Source organism: Paenibacillus sp. FSL P4-0081 (assembly GCF_000758565.1).
In the GTDB taxonomy this organism is placed as follows: domain Bacteria; phylum Bacillota; class Bacilli; order Paenibacillales; family Paenibacillaceae; genus Paenibacillus_AQ; species Paenibacillus_AQ phytohabitans.
Window position 1 is genome coordinate 5,491,521 of the sequence record NZ_CP009280.1, and the last position, 26,813, is coordinate 5,518,333.

Genomic DNA, 26,813 nt, shown 5'->3' on the forward strand with positions numbered 1-26,813 from the left:
CTAACAATGATACATGTTTCTGCCGCTCCTTGGCAAGTCCTACAGGTCTGCCGCTTCTCCGCTTAGCGATGTTTACCATGATTTCATTCACCCGCTTAACGGCACAATAACGGTATCCTCATCTATAAGGAGCGTGAATTCATGAACGTAGTTACCACTGAACGCCCTCCTGCCAAAAGACCGCGGAAGCCGACGGGTCTCTTCATTCCCGAGCTGGTTTTTTTCGAACCGGATGCCTTGAATTATCCCAAAGGGGAGCGGATTATGGAGTGGGTCAAGGCCCGCAACATTCCCTTCCGTATGACCACCTCGCATAACCGGATCACCAATCTGCCCGGCGAAACCGAAGTGGAGCAATACAAAATCGCTAAAAGAACACTTGTCGTCGGTCTCCGCAAAACGCTGACTTTTGACCAGTCCAAGCCGTCTGCCGATTATGCGATTCCGATTGCTACCGGCTGTATGGGCCACTGTCATTATTGTTACCTTCAGACTACATTGGGTTCCAAGCCTTACATCCGTGTATATGTAAACACTGGAGACATCATCGATGCGGCCAAAAAATATATCGGCGAGCGTGCCCCGGAGATTACCACCTTCGAAGCTGCCTGTACCTCGGACCCGCTGGGGCTGGAGCATATTACCGGTTCGCTTACGGAGCTAATTGAATTCATGGCCGAAGAGCCGCTCGGGCGGCTGCGCTTCGTGACGAAGTATCAACATGTTGAGCCCTTGCTTGGACTGAAACATAACGGCCATACCCGCGTACGCTTCAGCGTGAACGCCGATTATGTAATTAAGAATTTTGAGCCGGCCACCTCCCGGTTCGAGGAGCGGATTGAGGCTGCCGGTCAGATTGCCCGTGCCGGTTATCCGCTTGGCTTCATCATCGCTCCGATCATCTGGCATGACGGCTGGGAAGAAGGCTATGCCGAGCTGCTGGAGAAGCTGGCCCGTACGCTGCCGCCGGGAATTGGCAAGGGTCTTACTTTTGAATTGATCCAGCACAGGTTCACCAAAACAGCCAAGACCGTGATCGAGAAACGTTATCCGAAATCCAAGCTGGAGATGGATATTGAGAAGCGCAAGAAGAAATGGGGCAAGTGGGGCCAGAACAAATATGTCTACCCTGATGAACAGCAAACCGCCCTGCGCGAATTCATCACAGAGCGGATTTTCGAACATTTTCCGGAAGCGGCTATTGATTATTTCACTTAACATTTAGGCTTAGAAAATCAGCCACTCCGGCGTAACCCCCTGCAGCCAGATCGTTATCCGGAACATCTGGTCGGTGAACAGCAGAATGCCCATGAACACCATCAGTGTGCCGCCAAGCTTCATCAGCAGATTGGAATATTTCAGGATCTTCCGCGCGCCGCCCAGGAAAAAAGCGAGTCCGAAGAACGGCAGCGCAAACCCGATGCTGTAAGCCGTAATCAACGTAAACCAGGTTCCCGGATCACTGGCAGAAAGGGCAATAATCGCCGTCAAAATGGGACCGATGCACGGTGACCAGCCCGCTGAGAAGCCGATGCCGAAGATAAACGAGCCCAGATATCCCGCAGGCTTCCATTTCAGCTCCAGCTTGCGCTCCCGGAGCAAAAACTGCGGCTGAAAAATACCAAGCAGGAACAGCCCCATCACAATAATCAGAATAGCCGACAACTGGCGGATCAGATCCCGCTGGCCGTTGAAGAATTCACCAAACAGTCCGGCCCCGAAACCAAGGGTATAGAACACAGCCGAGAAGCCCAATATAAAGGCCAGCGTATGCGAGAGGGTCCGGAAACGGACCTCTTTGCTGTCCCCCCCACTCTTCAGCTCCTGCACCGATAATCCGGTAATATAAGATAGATAGGACGGGTAGAGCGGCAGACAGCAAGGCGATATGAACGACGCCACTCCGGCGGCAAAAGCGATTCCTGCATTCAGGTTGGACACTGGCGCATCTCTCCTTCCCTACTCGGGTTCAGTTCACGAAGGCAGTATTCAAGCATATGTAGTTTAGGCCGCTGGGAGCTTTAGGTTTAGGCTGGCAGCCCTTTTTTGCCGATGAGTGTTAGTGTCAGCAGTGCAATCAGGAGCAGAACAATCGTGGCTCCGGGAGCCAGATTCCATACACCGGCAATGACAAGTCCGCCGACTACAGCGATCTCAGCAATAATTACGGACAGAATGACTGAAGACTTGAAGCTTCGGGACAGCAGCAAACTGATCGCCACAGGAATGGTCAGGAGTGCAGATACCAGCAGTGAGCCGACAATTTTGATCGCCGTACTGATTACAAGCGCGGTCAACACGGTTATCAGCATATTAAGCAGCTTCACCGGCAGTCCGCTGACACTGGCCGCATCCTCCTCAAAGCTGAGCAGGAAGAACTCTTTGAAGAACAGCGAAACTACAACCACAACCGCAATGGTAACGATACCTACTACAATCAGATCGGTGTTATTCAGCGTGTAAATACTGCCGAACAGGTAACTCATCACATCCGCATTATAGCCTTTGCCCAGGGTGAAAAAAAGCGAAGCCAGCGCCACCCCGCCCGACATGATGATGGCAATGGAGAGTTCGGCGTAGCTTTTGTATGCCTTGCGCAGCTTCTCAATCGCAAACGAGGCCACTACGGCAAAGATCAGCCCCGCTCCAAGCGGGTAGAAGCCCGTCAGGAAGCCAAGCGCTACCCCGGCGATGGTCACATGGGCCAGCGTGTCTCCGATCATCGACAGGCGCCGCAGCACCAGGAACACGCCTATCAGCGGCGCGGTAATCCCAATCATCAGCCCGCCGGCCAGCGCCCGCTGGAAAAAGTCACTAAATAGAATTTCCAAGATATTTTTCTCCTTTTATGATCAAACCTTATCGAGACTTTAGATCAAAACCTTTTAGATCAAAAGCCTTTTAGATCCAAACCTTTCGATCCTAAACCTTTCGATCCTAAACCTTTCGATCCTAAACCTTTCGATCCTAAACCTTTTCGATCCCAAACCTTTTCGATCCCAAACCTTTCGATCCCAAACCTTTCGATCCCAAACCTTTTCGATCCCAAACCTTTCGATCCTAAACCTTTCGATCCCAAACCTTTTCGATCCCACCCAAACCCTCCCTTCCAAGGGAGGGCCCCAAGGGCTCTGCCCTCTGGACACCCGTTTAAGTGCAATTGGCGTGGGACAGAAGACTTTCGCTGCTTGGGGACGTTGAGGTAGGACCGCTTTGCCTCCCTGCGGGATATGCTTAACATTTGGCGGGATTTAATTACGCATTCAAGTCAAAATCAAGTTCAAAAGATAAGAGCGAAGCGAAGGCCGTCCAATGTTGTACAATGGACGACCCAGGGGACAACTAAGAGCAGGGCAGAAGAGCCTTGTCCGTTGGAATCAAGCCGTTTAAATGTACTTTGTACAACTATTTGTCTTATTTATAACCAGATCAGGAAAATAAGTGTATTTCATACAATTATAAAGAGGGGTAAGCGGATTATCGCCTGTTTTCCGCAAATATAAGTGTACAAACTACAGTTTTAGCTTAAATCCGCGCCTACAATCTAAAAATAACTGTACGAAATACAGCTATCTTTAGGATGCATGAGAAGCTGATTTTGCAGAATGTCTGAAACACCTCTGCGCTCCCTTTTTCAAGAGAGTGTATGCTGCAGGTTATCGACAACGCAGTCCTGAACATCATGAGAATGGCGGCAATAGAAATTGATCTTTCCGTTCTTCTGCACCGGCTCGTTGCCGAGATAGTTCTTAATCATGTCGATATCATGCGATACCATCAGGAAGGTCATGTGGTGATGGGCATGCATATGCATGATCAGGTCGAAGAATCCGGCCTGCGTCTCGGCATCAATACCGACGGTAGGCTCATCGAGGATCAGCAGATCCGGATGGTTGATCAGGGCGCGGGCCAGGAAGACCCGCTGCTGCTGGCCGCCGGACAGCTGGCCGACTCTTTTCTCCGCGATATCCTGAATCCGCATCACTTCTAGCGCATCCTCACACTGGCGGTGCTGGGCTTTGGATACGCGGCGGATCAGATTCTTGTTATTGTACAGGCCTGACAATACTACCTCACGCACGGTAGCCGGGAACAGCGGATTGAAGGCATTCTTCTGCGGAACATAACCGATCCGTTCCCAGTCCTTGAACTTCCGGACCGGCTGGCCGAATAATTTGATCTCCCCGCTGGTAGCAGGCAGCAGACCGACAATCATCTTGAGCAGCGTAGTCTTGCCGGCGCCGTTGGAACCAATGATGCCCAGGAAATCGCGTTCTTTCACTGTATAATCCAGATTGGAGATTACCTTCTGTTCGCCATAGGAGAAGGACAAATCCTGTATTTCGATCATATGCTGATGGCAGTCCAGGGATACCGGTTGCATGTGAAGTACCACCTTTCAACTTATACTTTCCTTATTATTGTAAAGCCAGAATGAGATTTTGCAAATTTTTCTCCATTAGTGTGAAATAGTTGTCGCCATTCTTCTCCTGGGCTTCAGTCAGACCCTCTACCGGATTCAGCACCATTGTGGACACGCCGGTTTCACCAGCCAGTGTCTTAGCCAGCTTGTCGGATACCAGTTCTTCGAAGAAAATGTATCGGATGCCCTCTTCTTTGACCAATGCCGCCAGATCAAGCAGATCCTGTCCCCTTGGTTCGGCATCCGGTGACAGCCCCATAATAGCGTGCTGTGACAGACCGTAATCACGCGCCAGATATGAGAAGGCCTGATGAGAGACTACGATCTCTTTATTCGGCAGCTTGCCCAGTTCCTCGGTAAACTTGCTATCGAGCGCACTCAAGCGTTCAACCAGCTTCCGGTACCGTTCTTCATAACCTGCGGAATGCTCAGGATCAACGGACTGCAGGCTTTCCTTGATGTTCTTCGCCATCACGAGCGCCGACTTCGGACTTACCCAGGTGTGCGGGTCCGTGTGCAGGCTATCACTGTGTTCTGCTTCCTCCTCCTCATGACCATGATCATGACCGTCTTCCTCGTCGGTCATAATCAAATCAACCCCTTGGCTGACTTCTACAGCCTTGGCTTCACTGTCACTGTCGAGGCTTTTGAGGAAATTGGGCACCCAGCCCTCCAGTCCTGCTCCATTATACAGGAACAGCTGTGCCTTCGAGGTATTAATAATATCCTGGCTGCGCGGCGTCCAGTCATGCGGCTCTACCCCCACCGGAAGCAGATTGATCGCGTTGATATCTTCCCCGCCGATTTCACTGGCAAATTCATATATAGGATAAAAAGTAGTGATGACATTCACTTTTCCCTCGACGATACTTCCGCTGCTCTTAGAACCGCATGCGGCAAGCATCATTAGCAGCAGTATGGTAACAACAAGCAAAAGCCCTTTGTGCAAGCTTTTATATAACATTTCTCTATCGACCCCTTAAATCGTAAAATTTACTATGAGAATTATAATAGTAATCGTTACGATAAGTCAACTCTGATCTTCCAGCCAGCCTCCCGATAATTAGACTGAAGCCGCTTATCCTTAAGACCAGCACCTAATAACGTATATTCTCTATTTACACTAAAACAATCCCCGCTGCATTAAGGCACACGGGGATCGTTCATATCATTCAACTATGCAGCTTGTCTTATTTCACAATAGCTCCGTTAGGCATGCTGTCCGGCACGGTGGCGATCGTCAGCTGGTCGCCCTTGGAGGCTGCCAGGATCATACCCTGCGACAACTCGCCGCGCAGCTTCACCGGCTTCAGGTTCACGATACAGATCACCTTGCGTCCCACCAGCTCTTCCGGTGTGTAGAACTTGGCAATGCCGGATACGACCTGGCGCTGCTCGTATCCAAGATCGAGCTGCAGCTTCAGCAGCTTGTCCGCCTTCTTCACCGGCTCGCAGGCGATGACCTGGGCTACGCGCAGCTCTGCTTTGGCGAAATCGTCGATGCCGATTTCTTCCTTATGCTCCTCTTCCTCCGGATCGGCAGTTGCCGCATCCGGCGTCACTGAAGCCCCTGCAGGCGCAGCTTCCGCAGCTGCTTCTGCAGGCTTGCCGGCTCCCATCGCTTCGGCGATGTACGCCACCTCCTGCGCCACGTCCAGGCGCGGGAAGATCGGGTCGCCCTTGGCCAGCTTGGTTCCCGCTGGAATCAGGCCGAATGATTTGCCGCTCTCCCAGGTGGTCAGCTCGCCCGGCTGAATGCCCAGCTGCTCCCAGATCTTCGCCGGAGCCCCGGTCAGGAACGGCTGCAGCAGGATGGACGCCGTGCGCAGTCCTTCGACCAGATGTCTCATCACCGAAGCCAGCTCGCCGGTTCTGCTCTCATCCTTAGCCAGCACCCATGGCTGGGTTTCGTCGATATATTTGTTCGTCCGGCTGATCAGAGCGCCAATCGCGGTCAGGGCTACGGAGAATTCCATTTTCTCCATCGCTTCTTCTACTTTGACATAGGTGCTCTGCACTACCGATTCCAGTTCCCCGTCAAATGCCGTCACCTGGCCTGCATAAGCAGGAAGCTCACCGGCGAAATATTTCTCTACCATCGCCCCGGTCCGGTTCAGCAGATTGCCCAGGTCGTTGGCCAGATCATAGTTGATGCGGTCCACGAAGCTCTCCGGTGTGAAGGTTCCATCCGAACCGAACGGAACTTCGCGCAGCAGATAATAACGCAGGGCATCCAGACCATAGCGGTCGATTAAAGTAACCGGATCAACGACATTGCCTTTGGATTTGGACATTTTGCCGTCTTTCATCAGCAGCCAGCCGTGCGCGAACACCTTTTTCGGCAGCGGTTCACCGAGCGCCATCAGAATGATCGGCCAGTAGATCGTGTGGAAACGGACAATCTCCTTACCGACAATGTGCACATCCGCAGGCCAGAACTTATCATACAGGCTGCGGTCTTCCGAGCCATAACCGAGAGCCGTAATGTAGTTGGTAAGTGCATCAATCCATACGTACACTACATGCTTCTCATCGCCCTTTACCTTAACGCCCCAGTCAAAGGTCGTACGGGATACGGCCAGATCCTCAAGGCCCGGCTTGATAAAGTTGTTAATCATCTCATTCTTGCGCGATTCCGGCAGGATGAATTCCGGATTCTCTTCGTAGAACTGCAGCAGGCGGTCGGCATACTTGCTCATGCGGAAGAAGTAGCTTTCTTCCTTGACCAGTTCAACCGGATGTCCGCTGTCCGGACTTTTGCCGCCGGTAATATTGCCGTCAGCATCCCGTTCAATATCCACCAGCTGTGTCTCGGTGTAGAAGGTCTCATCCGAAATACAGTACCAGCCTTCGTATTCCCCTTTGTAGATGTCGCCCTGCTTCAGCAGGCGGTCAAAAATATCCGCCACCACTTTCTTGTGACGCTCCTCGGTGGTACGGATGAAATCATCATTGGAGATATCCAGCTTGCGCCACAGATCCTTAATGCCTACGACAATTCCGTCAACGAACTCCTGAGGGGTCTTACCGGCCTTGCCGGCCTTCTCTTCGATCTTCTGCCCATGCTCATCCGTTCCAGTCAGATAACGGACCTCATAGCCGCGCAGACGCTTGTAGCGGGCCATCGCATCACCGGCCACCGTTGAATACGCATGTCCGATATGCAGCTTATCGCTCGGATAATAGATCGGCGTAGTTAAATAAAAGGTTTTGTTCTCACTCATTTACGTTGTCATCCCTTCGTTATACCTTCTCATTTTGACACAAAATAGCCCCATAAAGTGATGCTTTAATTTCGACGCTTACTCAGGTACTTTGCGGGGGCCCCAAAACTTATAAATTCTTAAATAACAAAAAACTCCCGCCCCTATATGGGGCGAGAGTAAACTCACGCGATACCACCCAAAGTTCCCCGGCTCCTCACAGAGCACAGGCTTCGCCAGTCCCTTACGGAACTGTCCATTAACGCTGGAACACGCCGTTATCTTACGCAAGCCGTAACTACCGGCTCCCGCTCAAACACAGTTCCTCCCGGACCATATTCAATCTGGCATCCCATACCGGCTTCCAGCAGCCCCGGCTCTCTGTAATGGTTGTCCACATTTACTCATCCGTTCCTCGGAATATTGCTTATTATTCAAAATATACCCATCACAGCGCCTCATGTCAAGTCGTATGAACAGGCTTATCTCCTGGTGATTGCTCTTTGAGCGGCGGCACCGGGTCCAGCCCTCCCGGATGAAAGGGATGGCAGCGGGCGATCCGCCTTGCAGCCAGCCATGAACCCTTCAGCGGTCCATGGACCTCAATAGCTTCAAGCGCATAGGCTGAACAAGTCGGATAGAACCGGCAGGTTGCCGGCTTAAGCGGCGATATGAACCTGCGGTAGACCCGGATTGGAGCCTGGACCGTTCTTCTTAAGGTAGCCATATTCAGCGGCCTTCTTTGCCGTGAGCAGCTACGGCGGACTCTTCTTCGCGGCCCTGTTCACAGTCTTTGCAGTAACCGAACACCTCAAATTTATGCTTGACCACCCGGAATTGATCCGGTGTATCTGTTAAATTCATCGGACAGAAATGAATCGGGTAAGTCTTCATACACTGAAGACAAATCATATGATGATGATGGTGGTCCTGACTGCAGCTTGCTTTGAATTTGACGCCGTCTTCAAAGACAATCTGCTCCAGCACACCAAGCTCCTCCATGACACGCAGGTTGCGGTAGACCGTATCGAAGCTGAGTCCGCTGTATTTGCGGCCCATATGCTCATATACATCCTTCGCAGACAAATACCCCGTATTCTCGCCGAATAACCTGGCAAGCGTTTTGCGCTGATCGGTGATTCGCAGTCCCTGCCCCGACATGGCTTCCAGTATTTGTTCTGTCGACAGCATTCGCTCATCTCCCATAACATAGGTCGTTTGTATTGCACTCTCTTTATAATGCCCCAAAAGTACTGCCCCGTCAATGAAGTGTGCCTGTCCTGCAGCCTTCTCCACATTCCTGCGGGTGCATAGCGCAAAATAACGCCGCAAAGCAGAAGCTTATATTCCATGATTTCACACTAAAAAAAACGGCAGCCGTCCCCTCAGGAACACTGCCGTTTGCATTTGCATTGAAGTTATATTTATTTTTTGGCCGGAAGCGGAGTAAACACAAAGTTTACAGGCAGATTGCTGCCGGATGCTACGGAGAAGGTAATATCGACCGGACCTTCATATTCGCCGGTACGGAAGACTACTGCATTCATGTCCGAGCTGGACAAGCTTCCCTTGTTCGGCAGATTCACAATCGTTCCGTTCACCATTAACGAACCCAGATAATTACCTCCACGCGGGTTGAAGGTGATCAGTGTGTTCGCTGCCACACGGTCCAGAACGATTTTGTACAGTACACCGAAGTTGCCGGAATTAGAAGCCTCTGTTCCAGTCATCGGATCAATACCAATCAGATTGAGGTCATTTTTATTATCCCCCAGGATCAGCTTGGATTGCGTTGTGCCTACAACATCAGTCACGTTGATGATGCGTGTTGAATCCGGATACGTTCCCCGGTTATGCACACCGTCGCGGTCAAGAATTGGCAGTGTCGGCAGCACAGCTACCGGATCTTTAGTCTGCTCAACCATTACCACATTATATAGAATAGGATAATCGCTAATCAGATCGGCGCTGAGTGAGAGCACCTCTTTCGGTTTCATGGCAATCTTGTTCAGATCTGTCAGGATTGGCACACTTTGTCCCGGCTGCAGGACGATTTGGGATGCACTTGAACCTGTAATCATGGAATTGTAGTATTTCTGAATCGAAATTCTGCCTGTATATTCCGGAGAAGTTACCGGACCGGCAATACCTGAGTATTCGGTCGAAATCGTCGCCGGATATATGCCGTTGTTCGTGGCGATCACATACAGCTTCTGTCGTGTAGTCATATTGTTCATATGATGTACCAGGAAACGTGTCTTCCCTACGGAAGTCTCGCGGTACAGCACACCCTCTGTATTAACCGTTTCAGGGCTGTTACTGCGGATCAGCGTATAACTGTCAGATGAAAGATTGTAAGGCAGGTTAGGAAGTCCCGGGATCAATCCGCCGTCAAACGTCAGAACATCCCCTGGAATAGTGAACAGCTTCGCTACTTCATCCTGGGTATACAGTTGTTCGCTTGTAATGTTAATGGTCTTCTCAAAAGTGCTGCTAAGACCATGCTTATCAGTTACTGTCAGCTGGATGGACGTAGGACCGGGGTTGAAATAAGCCAGGCCACGGTTGCTCCAGGTGGTCGTTAATTCTTCATACTCAGGGTCATAGCTGGTATCTGTCAGAATTACCGGCTCACCCATTTTGTATTCATCTTTATCAGTCGTGAACTGGGCCACAGGCGGCTGATTTGGCTGCAGCACCTGGATCGTTACAGAGTAAGGATCACTCCACAAATTATTCGCATCACGCACAGAATAAGTTACGGTATAGAATCCCGGCTGATCGTACATATCCAGTTTGTTGCCGCCCCATTGTTCTTCAGCCATCGGCGTACCATTCGGTGAAGAATACGAAGTAACATAATTCACAGTCGTTTGACCTGCATAAATCTCAGTTGGTTGGACTGTAAAGGATGCTGTCGGCTTCGTGTTCAGCGTAAGAATGACACGCTTCTGCACATTGTCCACCGTGTAAGGAATATTCAGCGCATAGGTAATGGAGGTTAAAGGAACCATGAAGGTGCCTTTGAACTGGTAGGCAGGGCCTTTCATAGTATTCTTGGCGCCATTTACCGTATAGATCTTACTGTCGGTCTTGAAGCGCATAATACTGGTGCCTTTAGTAACGATAACTTCCTTGGTTTTGTAGTCGTAGGTATAGCTTACTCCGACCATTTCCACCATTGCACGGATCGATACATACGAGACCCCGTTCTTGACAGCCATCGGCTGGTTGGCAGTATACGGTGTACCGTTTCTGTACATTTTGTTACTGTTCATCATCAGGATGAGCTGGCCGCCGCCAGTGGCGGAAGTGGTCAGACCTGCAGTTGTCGGCTGCAACACTTGAGTACTGCCAGGAAGCGGAGTTGCCGTTGGAACAGCCGCATCTGTTGGTACAACACCATCAACAGGAGCCTGGGTTACTGCCGGAAGTGGTGTTGGTGTTGCTGCCGGCACTACCGGAACTGCTGTCGCTGCAGGAACTGCTGTTGCTGCCGGGATCGGTGTTGGTGTTGGCGTAACTGTACCTGCAGGCGCCTCAGTTACTAATGGAGGCAATGGATCTGTAGCCGAGGGCTCCTCCTGTGTTACAACCGTCTGCGTGGTATTCACCACTGCGGCAACATTGCCTGTGATACTTTGTGTGCTGGCAGGAATTGCAAAGGCCGGAACCGCTGCTGCGGTTTGTGAAACGGCCAATACTGCCACTAAGATCATTTTTTTCAAATTCATTGTACGACTCCTTCTGCTCCCAATTGTAGTGTATAAGGCGTTATCTTTCTTTCTTCACCTTATATTCCCCGCAAAAACGCAACCGCCCTCTACAGGACGGCAGAATTATTTGCCACGTTCATTTTACAAAACATAGTATTAGACGCAGGCAACTCCGAAAAGTTTCATTCAGTGTAAAGAAAAATCAAAGATTATCCATTTATTTCTATTAGAAATCCATTTTCACAAAAAAAGATCATCCCCATCCCGGGACAATCTTGGTGTACGCCGCCAGAACAAGCAGCATTGAATTCAGTTATTGTACCAGACAGGATATAATCTCCGGCTTCCCTTTACCCTTACCCTTAGCGGGCTTCGGCAGCCCGGTGCTTATCGCGGTATTCCTTAGGGGACATCCCCGTCTGTTTCTGGAATACCTTGGTGAAATAACGCCGCTCCTGGTAACCCACTCCCGAGCTAATCGCAGTAATGCTTTTGTCGCTGCTGGCCAGCATGAATTTGGCGGCTTCAATCCTCTGCAACGTTACATACTCCACGAAGGTCATCGCGAAGCGGTTCTTGAAGAGCAGGCAGAAATAGCTGCTGCTGATGCCGATCCGGTTCGCCACCTCTTCAATGCCAAGGTCATAGCTCAGCCGCTCGGTAATATAATTCGCCGCCTGGCTCATCAATTGATCCGGTGTTTTTTTGGCGGAATCCTCGGGTACAGGCATCTCCTGAAACAAGGGAATACTGTTATACAGTTTATCCTTATACTGTTTGCTGCGGATCCGAGCTCCGATCTCCCGCACCTTGTTGCCAAGCTCCTCATAATGTATCGGCTTGCAGATATATTCCTTCACACCAAGGCGGATGGCCTCGCGCGCATAATCAAACTCCTGATAGCCGCTTAGCAACAGCACCTCACTCTCGAGCCCCATCTCACGCAGCTTGCCGATGAATGTAAGTCCGTCCATGACCGGCATACGGATGTCACACAGCACCAGATCGGGCGTCTCCTCTTCAGCGATACGCAGAGCTTCCATTCCGCTGCGGGCCATCCCCGTAACCTCCATCCCCATGTCATGCCAAGGCAGCACTTTGTTGAGATTGTTCAGGATAGGCGCCTCATCGTCAACCAATAATACCTTTAGCATAATGATCTTCCCCCTGCCCGTATTTAGGTATGACGCACTGGATAATTGTTCCTTCACCAGGACTCGCACAGATGAAAATCCCATATCTGCCTCCGTATTCTATACGGATTCGGTCAGCTACACTGCGAACGCCAAGCCCCCTCCGTTCCAGATGAATTCCGTGTTGCGCTTTGCCTTCAGGCTTCTGCTCCGCCGGATCATTAACCATATACTGAAACATGGACAGCTGGGACGGAGTCATGCCGATCCCGTTATCCTGAATCCGCAGAATCAGATTCCCCCGTTCTTCCCAGACCTTAACGCTTACCAGACCTTTGTAGCTGATCCCTTCAAAGCCATGCTGAATGCTGTTCTCAACCAGCGGCTGCAGCGTAAGCTTCAGAATCCCGCAGCCCAGCAGCTCCTCCGGAACCTCAAGCTCGTAATCGAACAAGTCCTCGAACCGGAATTTCTGAATATCCAGATAGTTGCGCAGATGCTTAACCTCTTCTTCCAGCGTTATTTCATCCCTGTCCTGGATACTGATCCGCAGAATACTGGCCAGCCTGTAGACCATCTCACTGACCTTGCGCCCTTCATTCTGCACAGCCAGCACATTGATGGATTCCAGCGTATTGAACAGAAAATGCGGTTTGATCTGCGCCTGCAGCACGCGCATTTCCGCCTGATTTTTGCGCCGCTGCTCTTCATTGATCCTGTTGAATAATGAATTGATTTTGTCCATGAGGTCATTGAAGCCTCTGGCGAGCAGCGTCATTTCGTCACTGCCCTTCTCCTCGACCCGGGTTGTCAGGTCTCCATCCTCCACCCGGCGCATGAAGCGGACGATCACAGCAATCCCCCCTGTAATCCGGTTCATGAAGAACAGATTGAAGATCACTGCACCGAGCAGGCACAGAAACATAACCACCACAAACCAGCGGGCAAACACAGTTACTTCACGGGACAGCGAGCCCCAGGAGGTCACAGAAACCAGGCTCCAGGGATAGCCCTTCAGGTGGTAGACTGACAGAATGCTCTTTTCGCCGTCAAACTGTGTTCTGTAGCTCTGGAAGCCCGGCTTAAAGGTAATATCCTTCGTAGTAAAGTCACGGAAATCCTGTCCGTCCAGCTGCCTGTCCGGGTCAAGCAGGATCATCCCGTCATCGTTGACCAGCATAAAGGATACCTTCTGGCTGCTGTCCCCGATCTTGAGGTTGCGGAATATGGATTCGAACTCCCAGTTCTTGATCTGGACTACCAGAATGCCGATGTTCTGAAAAAAGCTGAGCTCCTTAACCAGCCGGATTTGCGTAAACACAGCCTCCGTCCCCGTCAGTTCGGGATACTCATGCGGTGCCAGCCATTTCGGAACCCCGTTAAGCTTCATAACCTCCTGGTAGAGATCGCTCCCTTTGAACTTGTCGTAGGGGAGAGTGCGGAAATTTTCTTTGTTAAAGACCGATACGATCTCCGAGCTGCCTTTTCCATTAAAATTATAGAGAAAGGCATAGCTGATCGACGGATGATTATAGAGCAGACTACGGAAATTGCGCTGGCTGGCGTTCAGGCTGAGCTGCTCGGCATCGGTCAAATCCTGTTTGGAGGGATCATCCGCGCTGAGTGCCATATGAAAGACCGAGGTGGCAATTCCGTTGTCTGTCACATTGTCCATATCCTTAAACACATTCGAAATGCTGTAACTGATCGCCTTAAGTGAATATTCGGACTGCTGGCTGTACTTCTTCTCTATCGAATTATAAGTAACGAAGAACATAATCATGCCAAGAATGAATAAGGGAATGATAATCAGGCCCAGAAATGCCGTAAATAATTTGTAGCGCAAATTCATCGGCCCATGCTCCTGACATGAATAGGGTTATCCTTTTACACTGCCTGCCGTTACGCCTTCAATAATCTTCTCCTGCAAAATAGCATAAATGACGATGACCGGAACCACGCTATAGACAATACCCGCCGACATTTGCGCGTAGTTCATCTGATATTGATCACGGAATTGAACCATGCCCACCGGAAGCGTGCGCAGCTCGTCATTAGAGAGGAAATAGTTAGCCAGCAGGAACTCGTTCCAATTTCCCAGGAAATTAACAATGAAGACTGTAACCATGGCCGGAACTGTCAAAGGTACAATAATTCTAGCAAAGATACCCGGAGCCTTCAAGCCATCCATGACCGCCGCCTCTTCAATTTCACTGGGAAGTGAGCGCATGAATGCTGCCAGGATAATAATCGTGAATGGAATTGCATTGGCGATATAGGGAATTATCAGTGCCCAGTGTGTATTGAGAATATGAAGCTTGCGGACAATCGTGTAAATAGGCAGCATCAGTGCATTGTTCGGAATCAGCATGCCGATCAGGACCAGCGAGAACAGAATCTTGTTCCATTTTCCCTGGCGCATCCGCGTAACCGCGAAGGCAAACATAGAAGCCAACAGAATGGATACCACCGATGACAGGATCGAAATATATAAGCTGTTAAAAAAGTATGTGCTGATCTTGGCGTTCACCCATGCTTCAACGTAGTTCGAGAATTCGAATGTCTTCGGAATCCCGAACGGATTCAGGGCGATCGCATTGTTATCCTTCTTCACCGAGGAGAACAGGACAAAGAGAAACGGAAAGAGTACAACGATCAGGTATCCCAGCAGGGCAACGTGAGGTAAGCTTTTCTTGAGGCGCGGCATCAGTATTCAATCCTTTCATTACGACGGGCAAACAGCAGCTGATAGAGAGCTGTAACCACGAGCGTGAACATAAAGATCAGAATTGCAATGGTATTGCCGTACCCATATTTGAAATTGGTGATCGCATATTTAATCATATAGGTGGCCATAACCTCAGTTGAACCTGCCGGGCCGCCTTTGGTCATAACAATGACGATATCTGCGGCCTTCATCGCTCCGGCAATAGAGAGCATGATTACTACCGAGATAATGGGTACAATCAGCGGCAAAGTGATGCGTGTAGCGCGCTGGAAGCCCGTAGCGCCGTCGATGGCCGCAGCCTCATCCAGTTCACCGGGGATGGAGAGAATGGCCGCCAGCACCATTACAATGTAGAATCCGGTCCATTGCCAGGCATTCGTTATAAGAATTGACAGCATGGCGAACCGCTCATCTGATAGCCAGTAGACAGGCTCAATGCCGACAAGGCCGAGCACTTTGTTGAACAAGCCGATATTCGGCTCATAAATGAAGCCCCACAGAATACCGATAACTGCAGTAGACATAATGGATGGCATGAATACCGCTGTCTTGTAAAGGCCCTTCAGCTTCTTCACATTAGCGATTAATAAGGAGAAGAAGACAATCAGCGGCACCTGAATGCATACGGAGAACAGAATGAACCAGCCGTTATTTTTAACAGAAACCCAGAAGCGTTCATCTCCCAGGGCTTTTTTGAAGTTGTCCAGTCCGGCGTATTTCACTGTATCGGATACACCGTTCCAGCTGGTGAAGCTATAGTAGAGTGAACTGAAAATGGGGTAAATGAAGAACATAATGAACAGAACCAGTGCCGGTATAACGAACAGAATGAACACCAGAGGATTTCTTAGTGCCTTATTCATGACTACCTCCAAATTGCTTAGACATCTCTCACTTTAAAAATGCACCCTGGAGCAAGCACCAGGGTACATTCAATTTACCGCCTCTTATTCTACTGCTGCGTTGGCTTCTTCCTGAATTTTCTGAAGCGCATCGCCCATCTTCTCAGGAGTGGTCTGTCCGCCAATCAGGCTTTGAATCTGGATATTACTGATCTCGGTAGTCACATCTGCCTGCACCAGAGAGTCAAATGCCGGGAAGGAGGACTGGGAGCTGTTGAGTACTGCTACAATCTCACTCATCAGATCATCGGTGATATTCTCAGTCAGTACCGCCTGATCAATCTTCATAGCCGGCAGCACGCCATCTTCCACCAGACCGCGCAGCTGCATTTCTTCATTGAACATATTCTTAATGAATGATTTCACTGCAGCGAGTTGACGTTCATCTTCACCTGCAGATGCCGAGAAGCCATAGCCGTTGTTCACATCACGCATGAGTGCCGTCTGATCACCCACTCCGCCGTCTACCGCCGGAATGTTGAAGAAACCGACTTTACCGATCAGACCTTCACCGGATTGTCCGGCTTTGAATACAGAGGACTTCCATGTGCCGTCATACATCAGGATCGCTTCACCACTGGTGAACTGGGTTGTATATTCAGCATACTCGAAGCCGAGCTCGCCTTTCTTGAAGTAGCCTTTGTCTACCCATTCCTTGTATTTCGCAAAGCCTTTGACTACATTAGGATCATTCCACTTAGCTTCGCCAGTAGCGAACTTCGCTGTAACATCCGGTCCGGCATAACGTGACCAGAGATGGTTGGCGAGCATGAGTGGTACCCAGCCAGCCTTGGAAGCACCGGCAAGCGGCACTTTGCCGTCTGCTTTGATATCAGCCAGCTGCTGTTCCAGCTCAGCGAAGGTGGCCGGAGCCTTCCAGCCCTTGCTGTCATAGTATTCTTTATTGTAGAAGAACCCTTCACCTGAGCCGCCGATTGGCAGGCCGTAGATTTTTCCTTCGTAAGTAAATGGATCCAGATTGGAGAATTTGTCTTTAATGCCTAGTTCATCGAGGATCGGGGTCAGATCGAGCAGCTTACCTTCTTTGGCGTAGATCTTGGAATCCGGACTGCCGAACAGGTCGAAGATCTCCGGCGGATTACCGGCCGCCATTTCCCCGCGCAGCTTCTCTTTACGGTTTACATCCGAATCTACTCCATCCAGCTTGAAGGTTAGTCCCGGTACTTCTTCCTGTACCTTGCCGACTACATCCTCCAGGATCGCCAGACGTTTCTGTTTATCTGCACCAACCTGAGTATGACGGACCGTCATTTCAAAAGGTTCAGCACTAACCGGTTCTTCGGTTGCGGCAGCATTGGTTGCAGCGGCCTCATTCGTTGCAGCCGGTTCTTCCGTTGCAGCAGCATTGTTATTGTTGCCTCCACAACCTGTCAGCAGCGCTGAGGTAACGAACATCAGGGACAACAGCATAGTTAAGCTTTTTCTCATTACGGGTGACCCTCCCTATTTAATGGTTTCCCTTACAACTCTTATTATAGAAAACCCTGATTGTAATCGTAAGGTTAAGATTCATCTACAATAGGGATAAAATACTCTAATGTAAGCGAATTCAGTTGTATTTAGTGACATAAATGAGTTACATTTCATAACACGACAACTTGAAAAGAGGTATTTTTCTATTTTCTTGCGTCAGATTACTTATACATACAATTTGCATTTTCATCAATTTCACACTTTACTATGTATGTTGAACTCATTTCACCGTACATCAAAAAAGCGAAACTCCTCAGATTGGAAGCTCCGCTTTCGTTATATATTGTGTATGAATTTATACCAGAGCAGACTGTTTACGGCCCTCTTCAATCAGCCGGTATGCACGCTGCACTTCTTCTTCGTCCGGTGACTCCACCCCTTCAAGCTCGTAGGGACGGCCAAGCTCTTTCCATTTATAAATCCCCATTACATGATAAGGCAGGATTTCGAACTTCTCTACTCCATTAAGGGTGCCAATGAACCGGCCGAGATTCTGCAGATCCTCTTCCTTATTATGAATGCCGGGAACGTATACGTGGCGAATCCACATTTTACGGTTATTATCTGACAACCAGCGGGCAAGCTTTAAGGTACGGTCGTTGGATTTGCCAGTCAGCTTAATATGAGCTTCATCATCGATATGCTTCAGATCCAGCAGTACAAGATCGGTAACATCCAGCAAGTCGCTGATTTTCGAACCATCATTATAGCCGTTAGTATCAAGCGTAGTATGCAAATTCCAGCGTTTCTTCACTTCGGTGAACAGCAGTTTGACGAAATGCGCCTGCAGCGTGGGTTCCCCGCCGGATACGGTAAGACCGCCGCCGGAAGTTTTATAATAATTCAGGTAAGGTTCAATTTCCGCCAGCACTTCTTCAACGGTCATTTCCTTGCCTTCATTCAATCCCCAGGTATCCGGGTTGTGGCAATACTGACACTTAAGTAGGCAGCCCTGCATAAAAAGCACGAAGCGGATACCCGGGCCATCCACCGTTCCAAAAGTTTCTAAGGAGTGGATATGTCCTTTAAGCATGAGATGTCATCCTTTCAAAAAGCTTAAAATTTTAATTACTTTTAAACAAGAGTGTACCGCCCTCTTGCAAGGGCGGCAGCTCTTTGATTTATTTTAATTCTTGATCTGTAAGAACAAATCTTACATGGAATCGTGGAACGTACGGTTGATAACATCCAACTGTTGTTCGCGGGTCAGCTTGATGAAGTTAACTGCATAGCCGGATACGCGAATGGTCAATTGTGGGTAGTTCTCAGGGTGATCCATTGCATCAATCAGCTGCTCACGGTTAAATACGTTAACATTCAAGTGCTGAGCGTTGTTGTGGAAGTATCCGTCCATCATGAATACCAGGTTGGACTTACGGGATTCTTCGTCTTTACCCAGAGCCTTAGGAACGATTGAGAATGTGTTGGAGATACCATCCTGTGCATCGGAGTAAGGCAGTTTAGCAACAGAGTTCAGGGAAGCAAGTGCACCCTTCTTGTCGCGTCCGTGCATTGGGTTAGCACCAGGTGCGAACGGTTCGCCTTTTTTACGTCCATCAGGAGTAGTACCAGTCTTCTTACCATAAACAACGTTCGAAGTGATAGTCAATACCGATTGAGTCGGTACAGCATCACGGTAAGTTTTGTTTTTACGGATCATGCTCATGAAGGTTTCAACCAGTTCAACCGCGATGTTGTCAACAGCGTCGTCGTTGTTACCGTAGCAAGGGAATTCACCTTCAGTTTCGAAGTCGATAGCAATACCTTCTTCGTTGCGGATCGGTTTAACCTTAGCGTATTTAATTGCGCTCAGGGAGTCGGCAGCAACGGACAGACCGGCAATACCGCAAGCCATAGTACGCAGAATGTCGCGGTCATGCAGTGCCATTTCGATACGTTCGTAAGAATATTTGTCATGCATGTAGTGAATGATGTTCAGCGTGTTGACATAAGTCTTAGCCAGCCATTCCATCATTGGTTTGAAGCGTTTCATTACTTCGTCGTAATCAAGGTATTCGGAAGTGATCGCCGGATATTCAGGACCTACCTGAGCGCCGGATTTTTCATCCTTACCGCCGTTGATTGCATACAACAGGGCTTTTGCCAGGTTGGCACGGGCACCGAAGAACTGCATTTGTTTACCGATACGCATTGGGGATACGCAGCAGGCAATTGCGTAATCTTCACCCCAGTATGGACGCATTACATCATCGTTCTCATATTGGATCGCACTGGTTTCGATGGAAACCTTAGCACAATATTTTTTGAAGCCTTCAGGCAGCTTTTCGGACCACAGTACGGTCAGGTTCGGCTCTGGTGCAGGACCCAGGTTGTACAGGGTATGCAGGAAACGGAAGCTGTTCTTAGTTACGCGTGTTGTTCCGTCTTCAGCCATACCACCGATGGATTCAGTTACCCAAGTAGGGTCGCCGGAGAACAGATCATTATAGTCAGGCGTACGCAGGAATTTCACGATACGCAGTTTCATTACGAAATGGTCAACGATTTCTTGTGCTTGCTCTTCAGTAAGAGTACCTTCTTCGAAATCACGTTGTACATAGATATCAAGGAAAGAGGATACGCGTCCGAGGGACATTGCCGCACCGTTTTGCTCTTTAACTGCAGCCAGATAACCGAAGTATACCCATTGAGTAGCTTCTTTGAAGTTATTAGCTGGTTTAGAGATATCAAGACCATGAGCAGCAGCCATTTGTTTCAGTTCGCCCAGAGCACGCATTTGCTCGGACAGCTCTTCACGCAGACGAATTACTTCTTCTGTCATGGAATCTACTTCAAGTTCAGTCAATTGTTGTTTCTTGTCTTTAATCAGGAAATCAATACCATACAGGGCAATACGGCGATAGTCGCCGATGATACGTCCGCGGCCATAAGCATCAGGAAGACCTGTAATTACGCCGGATTTACGCACAGCTCTCATGTCTGGTGTATATGCATCAAATACGCCTTGGTTATGCGTTTTGCGGATGTTCGTGAACATGTCAACGATATTTTGCGGAAGCTCGAAGCCATAAGCTTTAGTGGCGTCGATCATCATTTTGATACCGCCGAACGGTTGAATGGAACGTCTGAAAGGAGCATCAGTCTGAACGCCGACAATTTGTTCCTTATCCTTGTCGATGTAGCCTGGATTGTGGGAAGTGATCGTGGAGACAGTATCGAGGGATACATCCCATACTCCGCCTCTTTCTCTTTCTTCCTTGCTAAGCTGGGAGATAATCTTCCACAGTTCAGTGGTGTTGCTGGTAGGACCTACCAGGAATTCTTCATTTCCTTCATAAGGCTTGATGTTCTTGGCAATAAAGTTATTAACGTCAACTTTCTTAGCCCATGTACCCTTAGTAAAACTTCTCCAACCCGACTTAACCTCTTGTACTTCTCTTTCAATCACCGACATGCTAAATCCCTCCATTTATATTTAGTATATTTGTAGAGATCGCGGGCTTGAAGGTTAATCCCGTGTCTCGTGATCCCATAGCTATTGGTTGTTATAAAATTCACAATCGCGGCTTCATAACTGGGATCGTTGTTTATATAAACATTTTAGTTTATTTTCTGAAAAAGGACTGTGACAAATATCACTCTTTCGGTGATATTTGTCACTTCCATCCAGTTCCATATTAACCTTTAACCTTGTTCTTTGCCAGACAATCTTAAATTAGTTGTCGAATCTTCCATAGAATGCGTTGCGGTATACATCAGCAAGTTCAGATACCAGCGGCATTTTTGGATTGGCAGTTGTACATTGGTCTTCAAATGCACGGTCAGCCAGGTAATCTACACGGGATTCGAAGTCCTTAGGATCAAAGCCAAGAGCCGAGAAGGATTCTTCGATACCGAGTTTTTTGTTCATGTCGCGGATTGCATTGATCAAGCTGGTTACGCCTTCTTCGGTTGTGCGTGCTGGCAATCCCAGGATACGGGCAATTTCAGCATACCGTTCGTCAGCTACAAAGTGCGAATATTTAGGGAACGAAGCGAACTTCGTAGGTTTCTTGGCATTGTAACGGATAACATGCGGCATCAGGATGGCATTGGTACGGCCATGTGCTGTGTGATACTGTCCGCCCCATTTGTGCGCCAAGCTGTGGTTGATACCCAGGAATGCATTAGCGAAAGCCATACCTGCCAGAGTCGAAGCGTTGTGCATTTTTTCGCGGGCAAGCTTGTCGCCTTGCAGTGCGGATTTCTCCAGCCACTGGAATACCAGTTGAATGGCTTTGATTGCCAGACCATCGGAATAGTCACTAGCCATTACAGATACATAAGCTTCAATTGCATGTGTCAATACATCCATACCTGTATCGGCAACAGCAGTTTTCGGCAAGCTGTATACAAACTCCGGATCAATAATAGCTACGTCTGGAGTCAGCTCATAATCAGCAAGCGGATACTTAGTATTATTGCCAGTTGTCTTGTCTGTGATAACTGCGAACGAAGTTACTTCAGAACCTGTACCGGAAGTTGTTGGAATCGCAACGAATTTCGCTTTGTTGCCGAGCTTAGGGAATTTGTATACCCGTTTGCGGATATCCATGAACTTCTGTTTCAGGCCGTTGAAGTCTGCATCCGGGTGTTCGTAGAACAACCACATTCCTTTTGCAGCATCCATTGGGGAACCGCCGCCGAGTGCGATGATGCAGTCCGGCTGGAATCTGTTCATCATTGCAGCGCCTTTTTCTACAGTAGTTGTCGATGGATCCGGTTCAACTTCCGAGAACACTTCGATCGCTACCGGAGTCTGGCGTTGACGCAGGTAATGCTCAACTCTTTCCACATAGCCCAGTTTAACCATCATAGGGTCAGTAATAATAGCTACGCGAGTGATATCAGGCATTTTGGCCAGGTACTGTGTGGATCCCTTTTCGAAGTAAATCTTGTCAGGTACTTTAAACCATTGCATATTCACGGTACGACGGTTCACCCTTTTCACGTTGATCAGATTGATTGCAGTCACGTTTTGCGATACAGAGTTGCGTCCATAAGATCCGCAGCCCAGTGTCAATGAAGGGATATTAGTATTGTAAATATCGCCAATTGCGCCGTGTGTGGATGGCGAGTTGACGAGAATACGTCCGGTTTGCAGACGGTTGGAGAACTTCATGATTACTTCTTCGTTGTTCGAGTGGATAGCCGAGCTGTGGCCCATGCCGCCAAATTCAACGATTTCAGCTGCGCGTTCGATACCCTGATCTGCGTTCTTCACTTTGTAGCAAGCCAGAACAGGGCTCAGCTTCTCAGCGGACAACGGATATTTGGTACCTACGCCTTCAAGTTCAGCTACCAGGATCTTCGTGCCGGCAGGAACCTGAATTCCGCACATTTCAGCGATCTTCACAGCGGATTGGCCGACGATAGCCGGGTTAACCGCACATTTTTCTACATTCATTGCGCCGCTTGTCAGCTTGGCAGCTTCTTCTTTGTTTACAAAGTAGCAGCCGTTCGCAATCATTTTCTTCTTCACTTGGTCAAAAATCGCTTCTTCAATGATAACCGCTTGCTCGGAAGCACAGATCATACCATTATCAAATGTTTTGGAAAGGATAATGTCTGTCACTGCCTGATCAATGTCAGCACTCTTCTCAATGAAAGCAGGAACGTTACCAGGACCTACGCCGAGTGCCGGTTTGCCGCAGCTGTAAGCCGCTTTAACCATTGCCGATCCGCCGGTTGCCAGAATCAGTGCAACGTCAGGATTGTTCATCAATGCGTTTGTTTTGTCCATGGTCGGAAGTTCGATCCATTGGATGAAGTTCTCAGGAGCGCCAGCCTTCACACCTGCATCATGTAGAATTTTGGCGGCTGCCGCACTACACTCTTGCGCTGAAGGGTGGAATCCGAATATAATAGGGTTACGTGTCTTAGCGGAAATCAAAGCTTTAAACATCGTGGTGGATGTTGGGTTGGTTACCGGTGTGATACCCATAATGATTCCGACAGGCTCAGCAATCTTCTGGAAGTTGTCATAAGCGTTATCCTCAATAACGCCTACTGTCTTGTCGTACTTAATTCCGTGCCAGATATATTCAGTTGAGAAGATGTTCTTCGTAATTTTGTCTTCATAGACACCGCGTCCTGTTTCTTCAACGGCCAGCTTAGCCAGGTACATATGTTTGTCGAGTCCGGCCAACGCCATTGCATGAACGATTGTGTTAGTTTGCTCTTGATCCAGTCCCATGAACGCTTCATGAGCTTTCTTTGCTTTATCCACCAAAGTCTGAATATATTCTTCAGCGGTGGTTTGTTTCACTTGGGCGGCGACTTCGTTTTTAACTGCCATCTCCCTCGTCCTCCTGTCAATTTTTAGGTTGTTTTTCTCTACACATTTATCTTATCATATCCTTTTCACCTTGTATAGTGAAATCTTTCACAAAGTATAAAGTTTTTTTTGATTTGTTTTCAAAGCGCTTTCATTCGATCATATTATAGTCTATTCTCCATTTATTGTGTGATAATTCATTTATATTTGTCCGATTTGCGAACGCCCGCCATCTAGCCTCCCCTGCTTTTCTTGAATCCAGCTCTTCAGCCTTGTTTTTCCCCCAGAATAATGGTGCTATCTGATGTTCTTCCTAATCTTCGTCAGCTCTACTCTCCTGCCGCATTCTCTTACATAGAAGTATAAATATAAATCAGAGCAAGCAAAAAGGCAGGAGACCGGGTCTCCTGCCTTAGCGTTATAAATCCTCTATCAAGCATCGTAACCACTCATTCAGCAAGTGACTATTCCACTTTGATAGTATCGAAGAATTTCTCTTGAACAGTTTTGGCGGCAGCGTCGAGCTGGGCTTTGGAATCTGTACCATCCTTAGAGAACAGCTCCTGGATTACATTGGACATGGTTGCGTAGTAATCCTGAGTATTGTATTGTGCTTCAGGCTTACCATCCAGCAGCGCCATAATTTCAGGGCTGTATTGATAAACGATGTCGTACTTGTCATAGACAGCTTTGGTCTTCTTGCCGAAGTCGGAATCAGCAGCATAGTAATCAAGGAGCGGCGGGATGTAGTATTTGCCGTCCGTTTTGCGCTGGCTGATAATCGCGTCAAGAGCTTCAAGGCCTTTGTCAGAGAAGTAATCGAAAGTAATATAGCGGAAGGCCATTTCCTGCTCGTCTTTGCTGGCGTTCGGATTGATAACCAGATAGTCACCGCCGAGTACGCCGGTATGCTTGCCGCCTTTTTCAGCAGCTGGCATCGGGTAAGTAAGTACATCTTCAGGCTTGAGTCCGCCCTGGTTGAGCGCCTGCTCGATAACACCGTCAGATCCGGCCATTACCATAGCAGTACGTCCCTGCTGGAACGCGCCGACAGCATCGCCCCAGCCAAGCGCCCAGTCCTGAGGAACTGCTTTGGCTTCCCATCTCAGCTTCTTATAGAAATCCAGCGCCTTCACACCGGCATCCGAATTGAATGTAGCCACAACCTTACCGCCTTCAATCTTCTGGATTTCACCGCCTGCTTCGAACAGGAAGTTGGTCCAATTCCAGCCTGCTTCGTTGCCTTTACCCATTGGAGCAATACCGGAGATCCCCTTCTTGGTATCCGCTACCCCTTTGGCGGTATTCAGCATATCATCCCAGGTCCAGTCCATTGGAGGGACGGCTACACCTTTTTCATCCAGCATCTTTTTATTAATCATTGTTGTAGTGACATAACCCTTTTGCGTTACGCCATACACTTTGCCGTCAATAATGAACTGATTCTGCAGGACAGGGTTAATCTGATCCTTGAATTCATAGTTGTTCCACAGATCCGTAACATCAGCGACCCAGCCCTTCTCGACCAGGAATTTCGCTTCAGTTGCATAGGTGTTGAAGAAGGTAGGAGCTTCATTCGCCGCCATCTTCACCCCGATTTCGCTTACATTGTACTGCCAGTCATCCTTGACAATCTCTACATTCGGATAGACCTCCTGGAACCGCTTGATCTTGTCATCCTCCTGTGCTCTTACCTCGGTAAGGTCAGGGGTAGGATAGTGAATTTTGATCGTTACTTTTCTCTGGGTGATATCATCTACCGGTGCCTCTGTCGGAGCAGCGGTCTCCTCTGCTGCATTAGTAGCTGCTGGTGCAGGCGTCGCCTCTCCTCCATTTGCCGCCGGTTTGTTCCCGTTATTATTGCCGCCGCAAGCGGACAATAACGATCCCGTCACCAGGAGACATGCTAATACGCTGGAAAATTTACGCATTGAAACTCCCCTTTTCAATTCATAATTAGCTTACAAATTCATCATAAAAGAGAAACCGTTTACAAACGAGGTGTATTTATATTCCTTTCATGTGCAGGTTTACGATCCGTATCTCCCTGCAGCATAATTCTGATCACCCTTTGACAGCCGACAGGGAAACGCCGCGCATAATGAACTTCTGGAAAACAAGGAAGACCAGAATAGGCGGCAAAGAAACAAGGAACAGAATGGCAAATTTGATGTTAGTGTTCAGTGCTTTTACATTAATAACGTATTTATAGATCGCTGTAGCGAGCGTGTACTTCTCCTCACTGTGCATGACAAGCGACGGCCAGAACCAGTCGTTCCAGGCTGTGGAGAAGATAAAGATCGCCAGTGTTGCAAAAATCGGAATGGACAGCGGAACAGCAATGGTGAAGAAGCTTCTCGGCTCAGAGGCCCCGTCAATCCGTGCGGCTTCAAGAATCTCCGGATGAATCCCGTCGAAGAAGTTCTTAAGCAGCAGGAAGAAGAAGGTATTCGCCCCAGCCGGCAGCCAGAAAGCCGCATACTGGTTCAGCAGCCCGAGTTCCTTCAGATTGACAAAGTTCGGGATCATATAGCTCGTGGCCGGAATAAACAGCGTCATCAGGAAGAAGAAGTAGAAGGCCTTGCGGTAAGGCACATTCATCCGCGAGATGCTGAAGGACGCCAGGCCCAGTACAACCAGGGTAGCTACCATGTTTCCGACAAAGATGTACAGCGTGTTCCGCAGGAACATCGGCAGATTGATATAATCCAGCGCATCCTTAAGGTTGCTGAAATGCCACTCCTGCGGGAAAAAATGCGGCGGGAATGAGTTAACCTCAACATTAGACTTAAGTCCGTTGAACATGGTCATCAAAATAGGATATAGCATGCTAAAAATCATTAACAGAATAAAAAACACCATGATTCCGTATACGATTTTGTTGCCGGTCTTCTTAAGATCATGTTCGGAGAGAATCCCTCTGTCTGCGCTCTTCAT

Annotated in this window: 19 protein-coding genes; 1 reads left to right on the forward strand and 18 read right to left on the reverse strand. The window is 48.8% G+C overall.

Annotation, left to right across the window (positions count from 1 at the left end):
• Positions 1–141 precede the first annotated feature (141 nt).
• Entirely contained in the window at positions 142–1,218 is a 1,077-nt protein-coding gene (gene splB, locus P40081_RS23690; RefSeq protein ID WP_042138747.1) for a spore photoproduct lyase, read from the forward strand.
• A 9-nt stretch (positions 1,219–1,227) separates the two neighbouring features.
• Here the strand turns inward: splB and P40081_RS23695 are convergent, their stop codons facing one another.
• From P40081_RS23695 to P40081_RS23785, 18 genes are all read right to left on the reverse strand, one after another.
• Positions 1,228–1,941, reverse strand: coding sequence for a cytochrome c biogenesis CcdA family protein (locus tag P40081_RS23695; RefSeq protein WP_042138748.1), 714 nt, complete (start codon positions 1,939–1,941; stop codon positions 1,228–1,230).
• 86 nt (positions 1,942–2,027) lie between these two features.
• Positions 2,028–2,831, reverse strand: a complete 804-nt coding sequence (locus tag P40081_RS23700; protein WP_042138749.1) for a metal ABC transporter permease — start codon at positions 2,829–2,831, stop codon at positions 2,028–2,030.
• Positions 2,832–3,634: 803 nt separating this feature from the next.
• A complete protein-coding gene (locus P40081_RS23710; RefSeq protein ID WP_042138751.1) occupies positions 3,635–4,384 on the reverse strand; it encodes a metal ABC transporter ATP-binding protein in 750 nt (249 codons plus the stop codon).
• A gap of 34 nt (positions 4,385–4,418) precedes the next feature.
• Positions 4,419–5,387 (reverse strand): metal ABC transporter solute-binding protein, Zn/Mn family, encoded by a 969-nt coding sequence (locus P40081_RS23715; protein WP_042138752.1) that lies wholly within the window; start codon positions 5,385–5,387, stop codon positions 4,419–4,421.
• 226 nt (positions 5,388–5,613) lie between these two features.
• Positions 5,614–7,647: a methionine--tRNA ligase gene (metG, locus tag P40081_RS23720; RefSeq protein WP_042138753.1), complete on the reverse strand. Its 2,034-nt coding sequence runs from the start codon at positions 7,645–7,647 to the stop codon at positions 5,614–5,616.
• A gap of 442 nt (positions 7,648–8,089) precedes the next feature.
• Positions 8,090–8,353: a membrane protein insertion efficiency factor YidD gene (yidD, locus tag P40081_RS23725; protein ID WP_042138754.1), complete on the reverse strand. Its 264-nt coding sequence runs from the start codon at positions 8,351–8,353 to the stop codon at positions 8,090–8,092.
• Between the two features lie 2 nt (positions 8,354–8,355).
• On the reverse strand, positions 8,356–8,817 hold the full coding sequence (locus P40081_RS23730) for a Fur family transcriptional regulator (RefSeq protein WP_039295454.1): 462 nt from the start codon (positions 8,815–8,817) through the stop codon (positions 8,356–8,358).
• Between the two features lie 233 nt (positions 8,818–9,050).
• Complete coding sequence (locus P40081_RS23735) at positions 9,051–11,360, reverse strand: copper amine oxidase N-terminal domain-containing protein (protein ID WP_042138755.1); 2,310 nt, start codon at positions 11,358–11,360, stop codon at positions 9,051–9,053.
• Positions 11,361–11,704: 344 nt separating this feature from the next.
• Positions 11,705–12,496, reverse strand: a complete 792-nt coding sequence (locus P40081_RS23740) for a response regulator transcription factor (protein WP_042138756.1) — start codon at positions 12,494–12,496, stop codon at positions 11,705–11,707.
• Positions 12,474–14,327, reverse strand: coding sequence for a cache domain-containing sensor histidine kinase (locus tag P40081_RS23745; RefSeq protein WP_042138757.1), 1,854 nt, complete (start codon positions 14,325–14,327; stop codon positions 12,474–12,476). Before P40081_RS23745 ends, P40081_RS23740 begins: the two co-directional genes overlap by 23 nt.
• Before the next feature lie 27 nt (positions 14,328–14,354).
• Entirely contained in the window at positions 14,355–15,182 is an 828-nt protein-coding gene (locus P40081_RS23750) for a carbohydrate ABC transporter permease (RefSeq protein WP_039295446.1), read from the reverse strand.
• Positions 15,182–16,066 carry a carbohydrate ABC transporter permease gene (locus P40081_RS23755; RefSeq protein ID WP_042138758.1) on the reverse strand — a complete coding sequence of 295 codons (885 nt, stop codon included), beginning with the start codon at positions 16,064–16,066 and terminating at the stop codon, positions 15,182–15,184. Before P40081_RS23755 ends, P40081_RS23750 begins: the two co-directional genes overlap by 1 nt.
• A gap of 84 nt (positions 16,067–16,150) precedes the next feature.
• On the reverse strand, positions 16,151–17,554 hold the full coding sequence (locus P40081_RS23760; protein WP_042138759.1) for an ABC transporter substrate-binding protein: 1,404 nt from the start codon (positions 17,552–17,554) through the stop codon (positions 16,151–16,153).
• Positions 17,555–17,894: 340 nt separating this feature from the next.
• Positions 17,895–18,632 (reverse strand): pyruvate formate-lyase-activating protein, encoded by a 738-nt coding sequence (pflA, locus tag P40081_RS23765; RefSeq protein WP_042138760.1) that lies wholly within the window; start codon positions 18,630–18,632, stop codon positions 17,895–17,897.
• Between the two features lie 120 nt (positions 18,633–18,752).
• Positions 18,753–21,014 (reverse strand): formate C-acetyltransferase, encoded by a 2,262-nt coding sequence (gene pflB, locus P40081_RS23770; RefSeq protein WP_039295439.1) that lies wholly within the window; start codon positions 21,012–21,014, stop codon positions 18,753–18,755.
• 261 nt (positions 21,015–21,275) lie between these two features.
• Complete coding sequence (gene adhE / locus P40081_RS23775; protein WP_042138761.1) at positions 21,276–23,897, reverse strand: bifunctional acetaldehyde-CoA/alcohol dehydrogenase; 2,622 nt, start codon at positions 23,895–23,897, stop codon at positions 21,276–21,278.
• A 443-nt stretch (positions 23,898–24,340) separates the two neighbouring features.
• Positions 24,341–25,807, reverse strand: coding sequence for an ABC transporter substrate-binding protein (locus tag P40081_RS23780; RefSeq protein ID WP_042138762.1), 1,467 nt, complete (start codon positions 25,805–25,807; stop codon positions 24,341–24,343).
• Positions 25,808–25,940: 133 nt separating this feature from the next.
• Positions 25,941–26,813, reverse strand: a complete 873-nt coding sequence (locus P40081_RS23785; protein ID WP_042138763.1) for a carbohydrate ABC transporter permease — start codon at positions 26,811–26,813, stop codon at positions 25,941–25,943.

What these genes read in the sequence shown, in the direction of transcription:
- P40081_RS23785 (WP_042138763.1), bottom strand. Translation starts at nt 26,813, where the DNA reads ATGAAGAGCGCAGACAGAGGGATTCTCTCCGAACATGATCTTAAGAAG.
- P40081_RS23780 (WP_042138762.1), bottom strand. Translation starts at nt 25,807, where the DNA reads ATGCGTAAATTTTCCAGCGTATTAGCATGTCTCCTGGTGACGGGATCG.
- P40081_RS23750 (WP_039295446.1), bottom strand. Translation starts at nt 15,182, where the DNA reads ATGCCGCGCCTCAAGAAAAGCTTACCTCACGTTGCCCTGCTGGGATAC.
- metG (WP_042138753.1), bottom strand. Translation starts at nt 7,647, where the DNA reads ATGAGTGAGAACAAAACCTTTTATTTAACTACGCCGATCTATTATCCG.
- pflB (WP_039295439.1), bottom strand. Translation starts at nt 21,014, where the DNA reads ATGTCGGTGATTGAAAGAGAAGTACAAGAGGTTAAGTCGGGTTGGAGA.
- P40081_RS23730 (WP_039295454.1), bottom strand. Translation starts at nt 8,817, where the DNA reads ATGCTGTCGACAGAACAAATACTGGAAGCCATGTCGGGGCAGGGACTG.
- adhE (WP_042138761.1), bottom strand. Translation starts at nt 23,897, where the DNA reads ATGGCAGTTAAAAACGAAGTCGCCGCCCAAGTGAAACAAACCACCGCT.
- P40081_RS23740 (WP_042138756.1), bottom strand. Translation starts at nt 12,496, where the DNA reads ATGCTAAAGGTATTATTGGTTGACGATGAGGCGCCTATCCTGAACAAT.
- P40081_RS23735 (WP_042138755.1), bottom strand. Translation starts at nt 11,360, where the DNA reads ATGAATTTGAAAAAAATGATCTTAGTGGCAGTATTGGCCGTTTCACAA.
- P40081_RS23710 (WP_042138751.1), bottom strand. Translation starts at nt 4,384, where the DNA reads ATGCAACCGGTATCCCTGGACTGCCATCAGCATATGATCGAAATACAG.
- splB (WP_042138747.1), top strand. Translation starts at nt 142, where the DNA reads ATGAACGTAGTTACCACTGAACGCCCTCCTGCCAAAAGACCGCGGAAG.
- P40081_RS23760 (WP_042138759.1), bottom strand. Translation starts at nt 17,554, where the DNA reads ATGAGAAAAAGCTTAACTATGCTGTTGTCCCTGATGTTCGTTACCTCA.
- yidD (WP_042138754.1), bottom strand. Translation starts at nt 8,353, where the DNA reads ATGGCTACCTTAAGAAGAACGGTCCAGGCTCCAATCCGGGTCTACCGC.
- pflA (WP_042138760.1), bottom strand. Translation starts at nt 18,632, where the DNA reads ATGCTTAAAGGACATATCCACTCCTTAGAAACTTTTGGAACGGTGGAT.
- P40081_RS23745 (WP_042138757.1), bottom strand. Translation starts at nt 14,327, where the DNA reads ATGAATTTGCGCTACAAATTATTTACGGCATTTCTGGGCCTGATTATC.
- P40081_RS23715 (WP_042138752.1), bottom strand. Translation starts at nt 5,387, where the DNA reads ATGTTATATAAAAGCTTGCACAAAGGGCTTTTGCTTGTTGTTACCATA.
- P40081_RS23755 (WP_042138758.1), bottom strand. Translation starts at nt 16,066, where the DNA reads ATGAATAAGGCACTAAGAAATCCTCTGGTGTTCATTCTGTTCGTTATA.